14 protein-coding genes are annotated in these 16,203 nt (G+C 69.8%); 6 read left to right on the plus strand and 8 right to left on the minus strand.

Annotation, left to right across the window (positions count from 1 at the left end):
* Positions 1-22 precede the first annotated feature (22 nt).
* Genes pgi through J7E96_RS09265 form a run of 3 tightly spaced genes read left to right on the plus strand, consistent with a single transcriptional unit; the run spans position 23 to position 3,706 of the window.
* Complete coding sequence (pgi, locus tag J7E96_RS09255; protein ID WP_215129387.1) at positions 23-1,675, plus strand: glucose-6-phosphate isomerase; 1,653 nt, start codon at positions 23-25, stop codon at positions 1,673-1,675.
* A gap of 4 nt (positions 1,676-1,679) precedes the next feature.
* Positions 1,680-2,174 carry a PH domain-containing protein gene (locus J7E96_RS09260; protein WP_215129388.1) on the plus strand — a complete coding sequence of 165 codons (495 nt, stop codon included), beginning with the start codon at positions 1,680-1,682 and terminating at the stop codon, positions 2,172-2,174.
* A complete protein-coding gene (locus tag J7E96_RS09265) occupies positions 2,171-3,706 on the plus strand; it encodes a PH domain-containing protein (protein ID WP_308295890.1) in 1,536 nt (511 codons plus the stop codon). The genes J7E96_RS09260 and J7E96_RS09265 overlap by 4 nt, the downstream gene beginning before the upstream one ends.
* 136 nt (positions 3,707-3,842) lie before the next feature.
* Here J7E96_RS09265 and pgl read toward each other — a convergent pair whose 3' ends face one another.
* Genes pgl through tkt form a run of 5 tightly spaced genes read right to left on the minus strand, consistent with a single transcriptional unit; the run spans position 3,843 to position 10,398 of the window.
* Positions 3,843-4,625 carry a 6-phosphogluconolactonase gene (pgl, locus tag J7E96_RS09270; protein ID WP_215129390.1) on the minus strand — a complete coding sequence of 261 codons (783 nt, stop codon included), beginning with the start codon at positions 4,623-4,625 and terminating at the stop codon, positions 3,843-3,845.
* Entirely contained in the window at positions 4,622-5,650 is a 1,029-nt protein-coding gene (opcA, locus tag J7E96_RS09275) for a glucose-6-phosphate dehydrogenase assembly protein OpcA (protein ID WP_215129393.1), read from the minus strand. The genes pgl and opcA overlap by 4 nt, the downstream gene beginning before the upstream one ends.
* Entirely contained in the window at positions 5,647-7,170 is a 1,524-nt protein-coding gene (zwf, locus tag J7E96_RS09280; protein ID WP_215129395.1) for a glucose-6-phosphate dehydrogenase, read from the minus strand. The genes opcA and zwf overlap by 4 nt, the downstream gene beginning before the upstream one ends.
* Before the next feature lie 3 nt (positions 7,171-7,173).
* A complete protein-coding gene (gene tal / locus J7E96_RS09285) occupies positions 7,174-8,292 on the minus strand; it encodes a transaldolase (protein ID WP_215129397.1) in 1,119 nt (372 codons plus the stop codon).
* Positions 8,293-8,328: 36 nt separating this feature from the next.
* Complete coding sequence (gene tkt / locus J7E96_RS09290) at positions 8,329-10,398, minus strand: transketolase (protein WP_215129399.1); 2,070 nt, start codon at positions 10,396-10,398, stop codon at positions 8,329-8,331.
* A 329-nt stretch (positions 10,399-10,727) separates the two neighbouring features.
* Between tkt and J7E96_RS09295 the strand changes: the two genes are divergently transcribed.
* The 3 genes from J7E96_RS09295 to J7E96_RS09305 all read left to right on the plus strand — a co-directional run bounded on the left by J7E96_RS09295 (position 10,728) and on the right by J7E96_RS09305 (position 13,244).
* Positions 10,728-11,681 (plus strand): heme o synthase, encoded by a 954-nt coding sequence (locus tag J7E96_RS09295; protein ID WP_215129401.1) that lies wholly within the window; start codon positions 10,728-10,730, stop codon positions 11,679-11,681.
* A gap of 57 nt (positions 11,682-11,738) precedes the next feature.
* On the plus strand, positions 11,739-12,059 hold the full coding sequence (locus J7E96_RS09300; protein WP_215129403.1) for a hypothetical protein: 321 nt from the start codon (positions 11,739-11,741) through the stop codon (positions 12,057-12,059).
* 75 nt (positions 12,060-12,134) lie between these two features.
* Complete coding sequence (locus J7E96_RS09305; RefSeq protein ID WP_215129405.1) at positions 12,135-13,244, plus strand: amidohydrolase family protein; 1,110 nt, start codon at positions 12,135-12,137, stop codon at positions 13,242-13,244.
* A gap of 15 nt (positions 13,245-13,259) precedes the next feature.
* Here the strand turns inward: J7E96_RS09305 and J7E96_RS09310 are convergent, their stop codons facing one another.
* The 3 genes from J7E96_RS09310 to J7E96_RS09320 form a co-directional block, all read right to left on the minus strand.
* On the minus strand, positions 13,260-14,237 hold the full coding sequence (locus J7E96_RS09310; RefSeq protein WP_215129407.1) for a heme A synthase: 978 nt from the start codon (positions 14,235-14,237) through the stop codon (positions 13,260-13,262).
* Between the two features lie 96 nt (positions 14,238-14,333).
* A complete protein-coding gene (locus tag J7E96_RS09315; protein ID WP_215129409.1) occupies positions 14,334-15,101 on the minus strand; it encodes an ABC transporter permease in 768 nt (255 codons plus the stop codon).
* Complete coding sequence (locus tag J7E96_RS09320) at positions 15,098-16,033, minus strand: ABC transporter ATP-binding protein (RefSeq protein ID WP_215129411.1); 936 nt, start codon at positions 16,031-16,033, stop codon at positions 15,098-15,100. The genes J7E96_RS09315 and J7E96_RS09320 overlap by 4 nt, the downstream gene beginning before the upstream one ends.
* Positions 16,034-16,203: the final 170 nt, after the last annotated feature.

Raw genomic sequence — 16,203 nt, forward strand, 5'->3', positions numbered from 1 at the left:
GAAGAAGTGGGCTGATGTCCGGATGAACGCAGAAAGCCGTACCAGGCTCAACCAGATGCCCGAGTGGGCCGCTCTCGTGAAGCACCGTGAGCAGCTGGGCCAGACGCATCTGCGCGAGCTGTTCGCCGCTGATCCCGAGCGAGGTGCCGGGTACACGCTCAAGGTCGGCGACCTCTATCTCGACTATTCGAAGCATCTGGTGACGGACGAGACGCTGGGGCTGCTGCGCGAACTGGCAGGCGCGGCCGGGGTCGCGGAGCTGCGGGACGCGATGTTCCGCGGCGAGAAGATCAACACCACCGAGGACCGCGCGGTGCTGCACACCGCACTGCGCGCGCCGCGCGACGCGGTGATCGAGGTCGAGGGGGAGAACGTCGTCCCCGGCGTGCATGCCGTTCTCAACAGGATGGGCGACTTCGCGGACCGGATCAGGTCGGGGGAGTGGACCGGGCACACGGGAAAGCGCATCAAGAACATCGTCAACGTCGGAATCGGCGGCTCCGACCTCGGGCCCGCCATGGCGTACGAGGCGCTGCGCTCGTTCACCGACCGGGACCTCACGGTCCGCTTCGTGTCGAACGTCGACGGGGCCGATCTGCACGAGGCCGTGCGCGACTTGGACGCGGCCGAGACGCTGTTCATCATCGCGTCCAAGACGTTCACCACGATCGAGACCATCACCAACGCCACGTCCGCGCGCGACTGGCTGCTGACGAACCTGCGGGCGGACAGCGGCGCCGTCGCCAAGCATTTCGTGGCGCTGTCCACCAATGCCGAGAAGGTCGCGGACTTCGGCATCGACACGGCCAACATGTTCGAGTTCTGGGACTGGGTCGGCGGGCGCTACTCGTTCGACTCGGCCATCGGCCTGTCGCTGATGATCGCCGTGGGTCCCGGCCGCTTCCGCGAGATGCTCGACGGCTTCCACCTGGTCGACGAGCACTTCCGCACCGCGCCCGCCGCCGAGAACGCGCCGCTGCTGCTCGGGCTGCTGGGCGTCTGGTACGGGGGATTCTTCGACGCGCAGGCGCACGCGGTCCTTCCGTACAGCCACTACCTGTCGAAGTTCACGGCGTACCTCCAGCAGCTGGACATGGAGTCCAACGGCAAGTCCGTGGACCGCGACGGCAACCCGGTCGACTGGCAGACGGGTCCCGTGGTGTGGGGCACGCCGGGCACCAACGGGCAGCACGCGTACTACCAGTTGCTGCACCAGGGAACGAAGATGATCCCGGCGGACTTCATCGGCTTCGCCAGGCCGGTCGCCGACCTGATGCCCGGTCTCGCGGCCCAGCACGACCTGCTGATGGCGAACTTCTTCGCCCAGACGCAGGCGCTGGCCTTCGGCAAGACGCCCGACGAGGTGCGGGCGGAGGGCGTGGCCGAGGAGCTGGTGCCGCACAAGACGTTCCGCGGCAACCACCCGACGACGACGATCCTCGCGGACGAGCTCACGCCCTCCGTGCTGGGTCAGCTGATCGCGCTGTACGAGCACAAGGTGTTCGTACAGGGCGCCATCTGGAACATCGACTCCTTCGACCAGTGGGGTGTCGAGCTCGGCAAGGTCCTCGCCAAGAAGATCGAGCCGGTACTGACGGAAGGCGCCGGGGGCGAGCTGCTGGACAGCTCGACCGCGACACTCGCCGCCAAGTACCGCACGTTGCACGGGCGTTGACGCCATGGCGGCCACGGTGCGGCTCAGGCCGCCGAACAACACGCTCGACCGGCGGGTGATCGGCTGGTGGCGGACGCAGTGGCTGCTGCTGACCTCGGTGCCAGTGGCCGTACTGGCCGTGCTGGGCGCGTTGGTCGCGCCCGCGCGGCCGTGGCTGCTGCTGTCCGCCGGAGTGGTCGCGGTGCTGGGTGTTGTCGTCGCGGTGTTCCTGCCGCTGTGGTGGTTCCGGGTGCACCGCTGGGAGGTCACGGACGACGCGGTGTACGTGCGTACGGGCTTCTTCTGGCAGGAGTGGCGGATCGCACCGATGTCGCGGATCCAGACCGTGGACACCGTGCGCGGACCGCTGGAGCAGGCGTTCAGGCTCGCCACGGTCATCGTCACCACCGCGTCCTCCAAGGGCGCGGTGAAGATCGAGGGGCTCGACCACGAGCTCGCCGCGGAGCTCGCGGAGCGGCTGACCCTGATCACGCGGGCCACTCCGGGGGACGCGACGTGAGTGGACCGGGGGGTGGACGCGGGCCGGAGAGCGGTGACGGCTGGCTGCGGCTCGCCCCGCGTACCGTCCTGGTCGCCGCGCTCGTCATGGCGGGCATCGCGGCGGGCGCGGGCGTGCCGGCGTTCATCGGGCTCGCGGGCGGCAGGCCGGTGTGGCAGGCGCTCGCCTGGGTGCTGAGCGGCGCCGTCCTGCTGATCGCGGGCGGCTCCGCACTCGACTACGTACGGTGGCGCAGGACGCGCTACCGCATCGGCGCCGAGCGCGCCGAACTCCACACGGGCCTGCTGCTGGTCAAGCGCCGGTCGCTGGCGCGTGAGCGCATCCGCAGCGTCGACCTGACGGCGAATGTGCTGCTCAGGGTCCTTGGGCTGGTGAAGGTCCGTATCGGTACGGGAGAGAACACCGGAGGCGGCGAATCCACCCTCGAACTCGACCCCGTCACGCGGGAGGAGGGCGAACGGCTTCGCAGCGAACTGCTGAACCGGGGGACGCCCACCGCTGAGCCGGGGCCCCACCGTGAGGGCGAACTGGCGGTCCTCGACCCCGCGTGGATCCGGTACGCGCCGGTGTCCTTCGTCGCCCCGGCGCTGGGCGGCGCCGCGGGTGGCGGGCTGATGCAGGTCAGCGAATGGTTCGGTGCGCAGGGGGAGTTGATCGGCTGGGTGCGCGACCGGTTCCAGGACACACCGGTCGTCTGGACGATCGCGGTGCTGGTCGCCGGGGCGTGCGCGGCGGGCGTCGTGGGCGCGCTCGGACTGTGGGTCGAGATGTGGTGGAACTACCGGCTGGAGCGGGAACCGGGGGGCACGTTGCGGGTCCGCCGCGGTCTGTTCACCACGCGGTCGATCTCCATCGAGGAGCGCCGGCTGCGCGGTGTGGAGCTTGTCGAGCCGCTCGGCGTACGGACGTTGGGGGCGGCGCGGGTGGACGCGGTCGCCACGGGGCTGGCGACGGACGAGGAAAGCAGCCACGCCGATCACAAGACGCTGCTGCCGGCCGCGCCGCGGGCCACGGCGGAGGATGTGGCGGCGTACGTCCTGCGCGAGGCCGTCTCGCCGACGAGTGCGGCCCGCCTTACGCGGCATCCGCCGGCCGCCCGCACGCGGCGGTTGCGGTGGGCGGTGGGCGCGGTGCTGGTGCCGGTGCTCGTCCTCGTCGTGCTCGGTGTGCTGGTGAGTGATGTCCTGTTGTACGTCGCAGGGGTGTGCGCGGTGGTGCTGCTGCCGGTGGCGGTGCTTCTGGCGCTGGACGCGTATCGGGGGCTGGGGCACGCCCTCAGTGGGGATTACCTGGTGGCGCGGTCGGGGACGGTGCGGCGTACGACGGTCGCGTTGCAGCGGGGCGGGGTGATCGGGTGGACCGTGAAGCAGTCGTACTTCCAGCGCCGGGCGGGGCTCCTCACGCTGACGGCGACCACTGCGGCTGGAGCGGGGGCGTACTCCGTCTACGACGCGCAGGAATCGGAGGCGCTGGTGTTCGGGGACGCGGCGGTGCAGGGGCTGCTGGCGCCGTTCCTGGAGCGGGGGGAGTAGTTCCGGCCCCCGGGCCCTCACGCCCCTCGGGCGCGTCCTCAATCGCCGGACGGGCTTGATTCGGCTGAGGTGGATCTGCCACGGCCCGGCTCGCCGTGCGGGCGAACCGGGCCGTGGCTGTGCCGGAGCAGCCGGGTCAGGGCGAAGCCGGGGGGTACAGGGCGCGCGGGAGCTGGGAGGCTGCCGCGTCGTCCAGGAGCCACAGCGTGCGGCGGCGGCCGTACGCGCCCGCCGCCGGGGCCTGGATCTCCCCGGCGCCCGACAGGGCTATGGCCGCGGCCTTCGCCTTGTCCTCGCCCGCCGCCAGCAGCCACACCTCACGTGCCGCGCGGATCGCGGGCAGAGTGAGGGTGATGCGGGTGGGCGGGGGCTTCGGGGCGCCGTGAACGCCCACCACCATGCGCTCCGTTTCGCGGACCGCCGGCAGCTCCGGAAACAGTGACGCGACGTGGGTGTCGGGGCCCACGCCCAGCATCAGGACGTCGAACGTCGGGACGGGACCGTGGTCCTCGGACCCCGAGGCCAACGCCAGTTCCTCGGCGTACGCAGCGGCCGCCGCGTCCGCGTCGTTGCCGAACCGGCCGTCCGAAGCCGGCATCGCGTGGACCCGGGCCGGGTCGAGCGGCACCGAGTCCAGCAGCGCCTCGCACGCCTGCGTGTAGTTGCGCTCGGGGTCACCCGCCGGGAGGAAACGCTCGTCGCCCCACCACAGGTCCAGCCGCGACCAGTCGACCGCGTCGCGGGCCGGAGACGAAGCCAGCGCGGCCAGCAGGCCGTTGCCGTTGCGGCCGCCCGTCAGCACGACCGACGCCGAGCCGCGCGTGGCCTGCGCGTCCACGAGCTTCGTGATCAGCCGGGCCGCGGCCGCCTGCGCCATCAGCTCCTTGTCGTGGTGGACGACAAGCTGAGGTGCTCTCACTTCGACGCCGCCTTCTTCGCAGCCGGAGCCGACTTCTTCGCGGCCGCGGGCTTGTCCGCCTCAGGCTGTACGTCCGACGGCGCAGTCCCCTTGCCGGTCTGCTCACCCAGCCGCTCGACACCGAACTTCAGCGCCGACGCGTACGTGTCGTCCGGGTCGAGCCTGCGCAGTTCCTCGGCGATCAGCTCGGCGGTCTCCCGCCGCTTCAGCGCCACCGCGCGGTCCGGCTGCCCCTGAATGGACAGGGACGCCAGCGAGCCGTCCGCGCGGCCGAGCTTGATCGGCCCGCAGTTGGTCTCCATCTTCACGCCCGTCAGACCGGGACCGGGCGACACGGAACGCTTCACCGGTACGCCCAGCCGGTCCGCGAGCCACATGCCCAGCAGCTCGACGCTCGGGTTGAGCTCCTCGCCCTCCACCTCCACCGAGGTGACCTCGCACTCGACCTGGTCCAGCGCGGCCGCGAGCATCGAGCGCCACGGCGTGATGCGCGTCCAGGAGAGGTCCGTGTCGCCGGGGGTGTACGCCTCGGCGCGCGCCGTCAGCTCCTGGACCGGGTGCTCGGCGGCGTACGTGTCCGTGACCCGGCGCTGCGCGAGTGCGCCGAGCGGGTCGTTCGCCGGATCGAGCGGCGCGTTGGCCGCCCACCACACCACGACGGGCGCGTCGGGCAGCAGCAGCGGCAGCACCACCGACTGGGCGTGGTTGATGGCCTCGCCGTACAGCCGCAGGATGACCGTCTCACCAGTGCCCGCGGCCGTGCCCACCCGCACTTCGGCGTCGAGGCGTGCCTTGGCACGGTCGCGCGGCGAGCGGGAGACCCGCTTGATGACGACGAGGGTGCGCGAGGGGTGCTCGTGGGAGGCCTCGTTGGCCGCCTTGAGCGCGTCGTACGCGTTCTCCTCGTCGGTGACGATGACCAGCGTCAGCACCATGCCCACGGCAGGGGTGCCGATCGCACGGCGGCCCTGCACCAGAGCCTTGTTGATCTTGCTGGACGTGGTGTCCGTCAGGTCGATTTTCATGGCCGACGCCAGCTCCGTCCGTCTCGTGCGAGCATTTCGTCCGCCTCGACCGGGCCCCACGTACCGGCCGGGTACTGCGCGGGCTTGCCGTGGTTGTCCCAGTACTCCTCGATCGGGTCGAGGATGCGCCAGGACTGCTCGACCTCTTCCAGGCGCGGGAAGAGGTTGGCGTCGCCGAGCAGGACGTCCAGGATCAGGCGCTCGTACGCCTCGGGGCTGGACTCGGTGAAGGACTCGCCGTACGCGAAGTCCATCGAAACGTCCCGCACCTCCATCGAGGTGCCCGGCACCTTGGAGCCGAAACGGACCGTCACACCCTCGTCCGGCTGGACGCGGATGACCAGGGCGTTCTGCCCCAGCTCTTCCGTGGCCGTGCGGTCGAAGGGGGAGTGCGGGGCGCGCTGGAAGACGACCGCGATCTCCGTGACGCGGCGGCCGAGGCGCTTGCCCGTACGCAGATAGAACGGGACGCCCGCCCAGCGGCGGTTGTCGATCCCCAGCTTGATCGCGGCGTAGGTGTCGGTCTTCGACTTCGGGTCGATGCCCTCTTCCTGGAGGTAGCCGACGGCCTTCGCGCCGCCCTGCCAGCCCGCCGCGTACTGCGCGCGTACGGTCTCCAGGCCCAGGTCCTTGGGGAGCCTGACGGCGCCCAGCACCTTGGTCTTCTCGGCGACCAGCGCGTCGGCCTCGAAGGAGGCGGGCTCCTCCATGGCGGTCAGCGCGAGCAGCTGAAGCAGGTGGTTCTGGATGACGTCGCGCGCGGCGCCGATGCCGTCGTAGTAGCCGGCGCGGCCGCCGATGCCGATGTCCTCGGCCATCGTGATCTGCACATGGTCCACGTACGACCGGTTCCAGAGCGGCTCGAACATCTGGTTGGCGAAACGCAGCGCCATGATGTTCTGGACCGTCTCCTTCCCCAGGTAGTGGTCGATGCGGAAGACCTCGTGCGCCGGGAAGACCTCGTGGACGATCCGGTTGAGCTCCTGCGCGGAGGCCAGGTCGTGCCCGAAGGGCTTCTCGATGACAGCGCGCCGCCAGGAACCTTCCTTCTGATCGGCGAGCCCGTGCTTCTTGAGCTGCTGGACGACCGCGGGGAAGAACTTCGGCGGTACGGAGAGGTAGAAGGCGAAGTTGCCGCCCGTGCCCTGCGCCTTGTCGAGCTCCGCGATCGTCGACTTCAGCGTCTCGAACGCGTTGTCGTCGTCGAAGTCGCCCTGGACAAAACGCATGCCCTGGATGAGCTGCTGCCAGACTTCCTCACGGAACGGCGTACGGGCGTGTTCCTTGACGGCGTCGTATACGACCTGCGCGAAGTCCTCGTGCTCCCAGTCGCGGCGGGCGAAGCCGATGAGCGAGAAGCCCGGCGGCAGCAGGCCGCGATTGGCCAGGTCGTAGACGGCAGGCATCAACTTTTTACGTGACAAATCGCCCGTGACGCCAAAGATGACCAGGCCCGACGGCCCCGCGATACGCGGGAGCCGTCGATCCTGTGCGTCACGCAGCGGATTGCTGCTGGACAATTTTTAGGCCTCCGAAGGGGCGAGGCGCTTGAGCTCCGCCTCGGTCGACTTGAGCAGGTCGTTCCAGGACGCCTCGAACTTGTCGACGCCCTCGTCCTCAAGGAGCTGCACCACGTCGTTGTACGAGATCCCGAGCTTCTCGATGGCGTCGAGCTCGGCGCGTGCCTGCTCGTACGTACCGGCGATCGTGTTGCCCGTGATGTTGCCGTGGTCGGCGGTCGCTTCGAGGGTCGCCTCGGGCATGGTGTTCACCGTGCCGGGGGCGACGAGGTCCTCGACGTACAGCGTGTCCTTGTACGACGGGTCCTTGACGCCGGTCGAGGCCCACAGCGGACGCTGCTTGTTGGCCTGCGCCTTGTCGAGGGCGGTCCAGCGGTCCGAGGAGAAGACCTCTTCGTACGCCTGGTACGCCAGGCGGGCGTTGGCCAGTGCGGCCTTGCCCTTGAGCGCCTTGGCCTCGTCCGTGCCCAGGGCGTTCAGACGCTTGTCGATCTCGCTGTCCACACGGGACACGAAGAACGACGCCACCGAGTGGATCTTGGACAGGTCCAGGCCCGCGGCCTTCGCCTTCTCCAGACCGGCCAGGTAGGCGTCCATGACCTCGCGGTAGCGCTCCAGCGAGAAGATCAGCGTCACGTTGACGCTGATGCCGAGACCGATGGTCTCGGTGATCGCCGGGAGACCCGCCTTGGTGGCCGGGATCTTGATCAGGGTGTTCGGACGGTCCACCAGCCAGGCGAGCTGGCGGGCCTCGGCGGTCGTCGCCCTGGTGTTGTGCGCCAGGCGCGGGTCGACCTCGATCGACACGCGGCCGTCCTTGCCGCCGGTCACGTCGTACACCGGCCGCAGGATGTCGGCGGCGTCCCTCACGTCAGCCGTCGTGATCATGCGGATGGCTTCTTCGACGGTGACCTCACGGGAGGCCAGGTCGGCGAGCTGCTGGTCGTAACCGTGGCCCTCCGAGATCGCCTTCTGGAAGATCGACGGGTTGGTGGTGACGCCCACGACGTGCTGCTGGTCGATCAGCTCGGCGAGGTTGCCGGACGTGATCCGCTGGCGCGAAAGGTCGTCAAGCCAGATCGCGACGCCTTCGTCGGAGAGGCGCTTGAGTGCGTCTGTCATGAGAGTTGCATCTCCTACTTGTCGTATATACCGGTGTCAGCGCGCGGCGGCAGCCAGGGATTCCCGGGCCGCTGCGGTGACCGCGTCGGCGGTGAAACCGAACTCCCGGAAGAGGACCTTGGCGTCCGCGGAAGCGCCGAAGTGCTCCAGCGAGACGATGCGGCCGGCCTCGCCGACGTACCGGTACCAGGTCAGGGCAATGCCCGCCTCGACCGCGACACGGGCCTTGACGGACGGCGGCAGCACGCTGTCGCGGTACCCCTGGTCCTGCTCCTCGAACCACTCGATCGAGGGCATTGACACCACACGCGTCGGAATACCCGCCGCCTGGAGCTGCTCGCGCGCCTCGACGGCGAGCTGCACCTCGGAGCCGGTGCCGATCAGCACGACCTGCGGCTGGCCGCCCTCGGCCTCGAACATGACGTAACCGCCGCGCGCGGCGTCCTCGTTGACCTCGTACGTCGGCACACCCTGGCGGGTCAGCGCCAGACCGTGCGGAGCGTCGTGGCGGCGCAGGATCTCGCGCCAGACGATCGCCGTCTCGTTGGCGTCGGCCGGGCGGACCATGTTCAGGCCGGGAATGGCGCGCAGCGCGGCCATGTGCTCGACCGGCTGGTGCGTCGGGCCGTCCTCGCCCAGACCGATGGAGTCGTGCGTCCAGACGTACGTCACGGGCAGCTTCATCAGCGCCGCGAGGCGGACGGCGGGGCGCATGTAGTCGGAGAACACCAGGAAGGTGCCGCCGTAGATGCGGGTGTTGCCGTGCAGCGCGATGCCGTTCATCGTCGAGCCCATGGCGTGCTCGCGGATGCCGAAGTGGATCGTACGGCCGTACGGGTTCGCCTCGGGCAGCGGGTTGTCGGCCGGCAGGAACGACGACGTCTTGTCGATCGTCGTGTTGTTCGAACCGGCGAGGTCGGCGGAGCCGCCCCACAGCTCGGGGATGACCGCGCCGAGCGCCTGGAGGACCTTGCCGGAAGCGGCGCGGGTCGCGACGGCCTTGCCGGCCTCGAAGACGGGAAGCGACTTCTCCCAGCCCTCGGGCAGCTGACCCGCGGCGATGCGGTCGAACGTGGCGGCGCGCTCGGCGTTGGCGTCGCGCCACTCCTGGAACTTCTTGTCCCAGGCGGCGTGCTCCTCACGGCCGCGGTCGGCCGCCTTGCGCACGTGCGCGAAGACGCCGTCGTCGACCTGGAAGTGCTGCTCGGGGTCGAAGCCCAGCACGCGCTTGGTGGCCGCGATCTCGTCCTCGCCGAGTGCCGAGCCGTGCGAGGCCTCGGTGCCCTGGGCGTTCGGGGCCGGCCAGGCGATGATCGTGCGCGCCGCGATGATCGACGGGCGCTCGGTCTCGTCCTGCGCGGCCTTGAGCGCGGCGTACAGCGCCTTGACGTCGAAGTCGCCGTTGGGGTCCTGCTCGATGCGCTGGACGTGCCAGCCGTACGCCTCGTACCGCTTCAGCACGTCCTCGGAGAAGGCGGTCTCGGTGTCGCCCTCGATCGAGATGTGGTTGTCGTCGTACAGAGCGACGATGCTGCCGAGCTTCTGGTGGCCCGCGAGCGAGGACGCCTCGGCCGAGATGCCCTCCTCCAGGTCGCCGTCGGAGACGATGGACCAGATGGTGTGGTCGAACGGGGAGGTGCCCGGCGCGGCCTCCGGGTCGAACAGACCTCGCTCGTAGCGCGCGGCCATCGCCATGCCCACGGCGTTGGCGATGCCCTGGCCCAGCGGGCCGGTGGTCGTCTCCACACCGGTGGTGTGCCCGAACTCGGGGTGACCGGGCGTCAGGCTGCCCCAGGTGCGGAACGCCTTCAGGTCGTCCAGCTCCAGGCCGTAGCCGGCCATGTAGAGCTGGATGTAGAGCGTCAGGCTGGAGTGACCGGGAGAGAGGACGAAACGGTCACGACCGGTCCAGTTGGCGTCACTGGGGTCGTGCCGCATCAGCTTCTGGAACAGTACATACGCGGCCGGGGCGAGGCTCATGGCCGTACCAGGGTGGCCGTTGCCGACCTTCTGTACGGAATCCATGGCCAGGACGCGGACGGTATCGACAGCCCGCTGGTCCAATTCGGTCCACTCGAGATCTGTGGTGGTCGGCTTGGTGCTCACCCTGAGTCAGGGCTCCTCTCCACATGTCGAATCCCGGCGACTGGTAGCGCACCGGGCGTAGCCGAGCCTACCCCCGCGAGAACACGCTTCTTTTCGAGTCCAGCGCTTGGACGGCCCTGGATAAAAGCGGACACAGCCCAGCGTGCGGGCGGGTGAAGGACTTCGCCTCCTGGCGTTCACCTTCGTATGTACGGACGCCGTCCCGGTGGTGCTCAACACGACCCGACCCCGGCGGAGATCGGCATCTGGGCAACGTCTAGAGTGGCGTGGTACGCGCAAGTCTTTACCGGGCCTTCACGTCCGGAGCTTGCTGGATTTCTCTGTCAGGGGTGTGCGTGACGGCCGTCGAGTCCCGACCCGCAGGGGTCGCCTTGACTCCCAGCCCGGGGGGCCACCGGCCATTCGGAGCCCGAGTCAAAGCGTTCGTGGCACTGACCAAGCCTCGGATCATCGAACTGCTGCTGATCACCACGGTCCCGGTGATGTTCCTGGCCGAGCAGGGCGTGCCCGATTTGTGGCTGGTCCTGGTGACCTGCCTCGGCGGATACCTGTCCGCCGGCGGCGCCAACGCGCTGAACATGTACATCGACCGTGACATCGACGCGCTGATGGACCGTACGTCGCAGCGTCCACTGGTCACCGGCATGGTGAGCCCGGCCGAATGCCTCGTCTTCGGCATCAGCCTGGCCGTGATCTCGACGCTCTGGTTCGGGCTGCTCGTCAATTGGCTGTCCGCCGCACTCTCGCTCGGGGCGCTCCTCTTCTACGTCGTCGTCTACACGATGATCCTCAAGCGGCGCACCGCGCAGAACATCGTCTGGGGCGGCATCGCGGGCTGCCTGCCGGTCCTCATCGGCTGGTCCGCGGTCACCAACTCGATGTCCTGGGCCGCCGTCATCCTCTTCCTGGTCATCTTCTTCTGGACGCCGCCGCACTACTGGCCGCTGTCGATGAAGGTGAAGGAGGACTACGCGCGGGTGGGCGTCCCGATGCTTCCCGTCATCGCCACCAACACGGTCGTGGCCCGCCAGATCGTCGCGTACAGCTGGGTGATGGTCGCCGTCTCGTTGCTGCTGACTCCGCTGGGTTACACCGGCTGGTTCTACACGACGGTCGCCGTCGTGGCCGGCGGCTGGTGGCTCAAGGAGGCGCACGGGCTCCAGTCCCGGGCGAAGTCCGGTGTGACCGGCGCCAAGCTCAAGGAGATGCGGCTGTTCCACTGGTCCATCACCTATGTCTCGCTGCTCTTCGTCGCGGTCGCGGTGGACCCCTTCCTGCGCTAGTCCGCCTCGCAGCGACTGCTATGGACCGCCGTTCTACTGGTGGGTAGCATCGTTGCCATGGCAGACACGAAGCAGGCAGAGCGCAAGGCGGCGAAGCTCGCCAAGCAGATAACCGCCTTCGCCAAGCAGCACGGCGGCGCCGAGGGGCAGCTCGCCCACCTCGGCCAGATGGGTACGCGCATCGTGCTCGTCGGTGAGGACGGCGGCTGGGGCGACCTCGTTGCCCCCACGCACGCCGTCGCGCAGAGCGCCGCCGAGAAGGCCGGGATCACGCTCCACGAGTCCTTCGACGGTGACTTCGCGGCCAAGGTGCGCACTGGACCGTACGAGTGGAGCCGGATGGCCGGCATCCAGATCGGCGGCCCGTCGAACGGCTAGCGGCACTTGAGCAACACCTGACGCGGGGGTCACCCGTTAGAGCCTGTGGAAGTACGTCCACCACAGGAGCCCCGGATGATCGAAACGCCTTCCCTGGTGGACCAGTACTGCCATGGAGTCCTCCGCACGGAGCTGGGCCTCGGCACCTTCGAGGCCTACCTCGGCAGGACCCCCGCGTCCCCCGCGCCTGGCACCACGTTCTTCGACACCCAGACGGGCTTCGCCGTACGCCGCTGGTGCCCGCCCCTCCTCGGCCTCGAACCGCACTGCCCGCCTGCCCGCTATCTCGCGCGCCGCAGGGAACTGGGCGTACCGGAGACCGGTCGGCGGCTGCTCAGGGGAAGCGGGATTTCCACCTATCTGGTGGACACCGGACTGCCGGGCGACCTCACCGGGCCGTGTGAGATCGCGGCGGCCGGAGCGGCCCAGGCGCGGGAGATCGTACGGCTGGAACTGCTCGCCGAGCAGGTCGCCGACACCTCGGGCACCGTCGACAGCTTCCTCGCCAATCTCGCCGAGGCCGTGCACAGCGCGGCGGGATCCGCCGTGGCCTTCACCTCCGTGGCAGGCGTACGGCAGGGGCTCGCCCTCGCGCCGCATCCGCCGGGCCCCGGCGAGGTGCGCGGAGCGGTGGGGCGCTGGCTGGGAGGACGCCGGGCCGGCGGCAAGCTCACCGACCCCGTGGTCCTGCGGCACCTGCTGTGGATCGCCGTCGCCTCCGGGCTGCCCCTGCAACTCCAGGCCGGGACGGCCGGGCCCGGACTGCGCATCGACCGTACGGATCCGATGCTGCTCACCGACTTCGCCGCCGCGACGGCCGGGCTCGGCACGGATCTGGTGCTGCTGCACGGGTATCCGTACCACCGTCACGCCGCACATCTGGCGAGCGTCTTCCCGCATGTGTACGCCGACCTGGGCCCCGCACTCGCGCACACCGGGGCGCGGGCGGCGGCCGTACTCGCGGAGATCCTGGAGCTCGCGCCCTTCGGCAAACTGCTCTTCTCCAGCGGCGCGCGCGGCCTGCCGGAACTGCATGTGGTGGGCGCGAGGCTGTTCCGCGAGGCGCTGAGCAGGGTGCTCGGCGGCTGGGTCGGCGACGGCGCGTGGTCGCGGGTGGACGCCGAGCGGGTCGCCGGCATGATCGCGGCGGGCAATGCCCGCCGCGTCTACGGACTGACGGACTGACGGGCCCGACGGCCCTCAGACGGTGGCGGACACCGCTGCTGAGCCGGGCTGGGCGGGAAGCGAAGCCGGGGTTTCGAGCGGGCGCTCGCGCAGGCTCAGCGCCAGGCGCAGTACCGCGATCCACATCAGGGAGGAGCCGAGCATGTGGACGCCGACCAGGATCTCGGGGACCCCGGCGAAGAACTGGACGTAACCGATGCCGCCCTGCGCGAGCAGGACGATCAGCAGGTCGCGGGCGCGCGCCCGGGTGTCGTCCGGGGCGTCCACCACGCGCAGGACGAACCACATGGCGATGGCCAGCGCGCAGACGACCCAGGCGGCCGCCGCGTGCACGTGGGCGGCGTCGATCCAGTCCCACGGCATGCGCGGTACGTCGCTGCTGTCACCGGCGTGCTTGCCCGAGCCGGTCACCGTCGTACCCAGGGCGATCAGGAGCCCCGAGGTGATGACGATCGCCCAGGACAGCTTGCGGACGGGGCGCGGGACGCGCGGCCGGGGTGCGGTGTCGCCCTCGCGGGTGCGCTGCCAGGTGATCACGGCGACGGTGAGCAGAGCGTTGGCGAGGAGGAAGTGACCGGCGACGGTCCAGGGGTTGAGGCCTGCCCAGACGGTGATGCCGCCGAGGACGGCGTTGCCCATCACGATCCAGAACTGGCTCCAGGCGAGGCGGGTGAGCCCGCGCCGCCACGGCTTCGTGGACCGGGCCGCGATGATCGCCCAGCCGACCGCGGCCGACAGGACGTAGGTCAGCATGCGGTTGCCGAACTCGATCGCGCCGTGGATGCCCTGCTCGGGCGTCGCGAAGAGGCTGTCGTCGGTGCACTTCGGCCAGGTGTCGCAGCCGAGGCCGGAGCTGGTCAGCCGTACCGCACCGCCCGTGACGATGATGAAGACGGTCATCACGACGGCGGAGAGCGCGGCGCGCTGGAGCGTACGGGGGGTGGGCGTCCAGCGCCGCGCGATGAGGGCGAGGGGGGTCAGCACGGGAACCATCGTAGGACGGGGCTTGTGCAGCTTTTCACGAGGGGGTATGGGGGAGTCGTCTCCCCGGGGAAAAAGCAGTACGAGGGGGTACGGAACGGACGTTCCTTACTCCCAGCGGAAGAAACGGGCGGCCGCGCCCAGCCCCAGGACCGCCCACACCGCCAGGATCCCGAGATTGCTCCAGGGGATGGCCGCGCCGTGCTGGAGTACGTCGCGCAGGCCGTCCGACAGGGCCGAGATCGGCAGCAGGCCGAGGACGGACTGCACAGCCTCCGGGAACTTGTCGAGCGGCACGATCACGCCGCCGCCCACCAGCAGCAGCAGGAAGACCAGGTTGGCGGCCGCCAGCGTCGCCTCCGCCTTGAGCGTGCCGGCCATCAGCAGGCCGAGGCCGGAGAAGGCCGCCGTACCGAGAACGAGGAGCAGGAAGACCGCGAAAGGGTTGCCGTGCGGGGACCAGCCGAGGCCGAACGCGATCACCGTGAGAAGGACGACCTGAAGAACCTCGGTGACGAGCACCGACAGCGTCTTCGCCGTCATCAGCGCCCAGCGGGGCAGCGGAGAGGTGCCCAGCAGCTTCAGCACGCCGTACCGGCGCTCGAAGCCGGTCGCGATGGCCTGCCCGGTGAAGGCGGTGGACATGACGGCCAGCGCCAGGATGCCGGGGGCCAGGAAGTCGACCGACTCGCCGGCTCCCGTGTCGATGATGTCGACCGCCGAGAACAGCACCAGCAGCAGCGCCGGGATGATCACTGTCAGCAGCAGCTGCTCGCCGTTGCGCAGCAGCATCTTCGTTTCGAAGGCCGTCTGTGCCGCGATCATCCGGGGGAGCGGGGCCGCTCCGGGCCGGGGTGTGTAAGTACCGGTGCTCATGAACGGAGGTCCTTACCGGTCAGCTCGAGAAAGACGTCCTCCAGGGAGTGCCGCTCGACAGAAATGCCGTCCGGCATCACGCCGTGCTGCGCGCACCAGGAGGTGACGGTGGCCAGCAGCTGCGGATCGACATTGCCGGTGATCCGGTACGTCCCCGGCGTCAGCTCGACCGCCAGGGTGTCCATGGGGAGCGCCTTGAGCAGCGACGCGACGTCGAGTCCGGGGCGCCCGGTGAAACGCAACGTGTTCTCGGCGCCGCCGCGGCACAGCTCTTCCGGGCTGCCCTGGGCGATGACCCGGCCCCCGTCGATGATCGCGACGTCGTCGGCGAGCTGTTCGGCCTCGTCCATGAAGTGGGTGGTGAGGACGACGGTGACGCCGTCCTTTCGGAGCTCGCCGACGAGGTCCCAGGTGGAACGGCGGGCCTGCGGGTCGAGGCCGGCGGTCGGTTCGTCCAGGAAGACGAGCTCGGGGCGGCCGACGACGGCCATCGCCAGCGCGAGCCGCTGCTGCTGTCCGCCCGAGAGCCGCCGGTACGTCGTACGTCCGCAGCTGCCGAGGCCCAGGCGTTCTATGAGCGCGTCGACGTCCAGGGGGTGGGCGTGCAGTTTCGCCACGTGGCGCAGCATCTCGTCGGCCCTGGCCCCCGAGTACACGCCGCCGGACTGGAGCATCACCCCGATCCGGGGGCGCAGCTCGGTCGCGTCGGCGACCGGGTCGAGGCCGAGGACGCGTACGGTCCCGGCGTCCGGCCTGCGGTAGCCCTCGCAGGTCTCGATGGTCGTGGTCTTTCCGGCGCCGTTGGGGCCGAGGACGGCGGTGACCGCGCCCGGACGGACCTCCAGGTCGAGGCCGTCGACCGCGGTCTTGTTTCCGTACCGCTTGACCAGTCCTGAGACCTGGACGGCGACCTGGGCGGTCTCGCTTCTCATGCGAGGAAGTCTAGAGAGGGCGCCGGTGCCGGTAGGCCGGGGGTTCCCGTCAGGGACGGAAACCCCCTGGTCAAGAACGTCAAGTCGGTCGGAGTGACCGAAAGGTCCGTTCTGTGCCCGCGCCGTCCGGCGGCGGTGAAGGCGCGCTCGCGTCCGTCGGTTTGATCATT

Source organism: Streptomyces sp. ISL-96 (assembly GCF_018614035.1).
Lineage (GTDB): Bacteria > Actinomycetota > Actinomycetes > Streptomycetales > Streptomycetaceae > Streptomyces.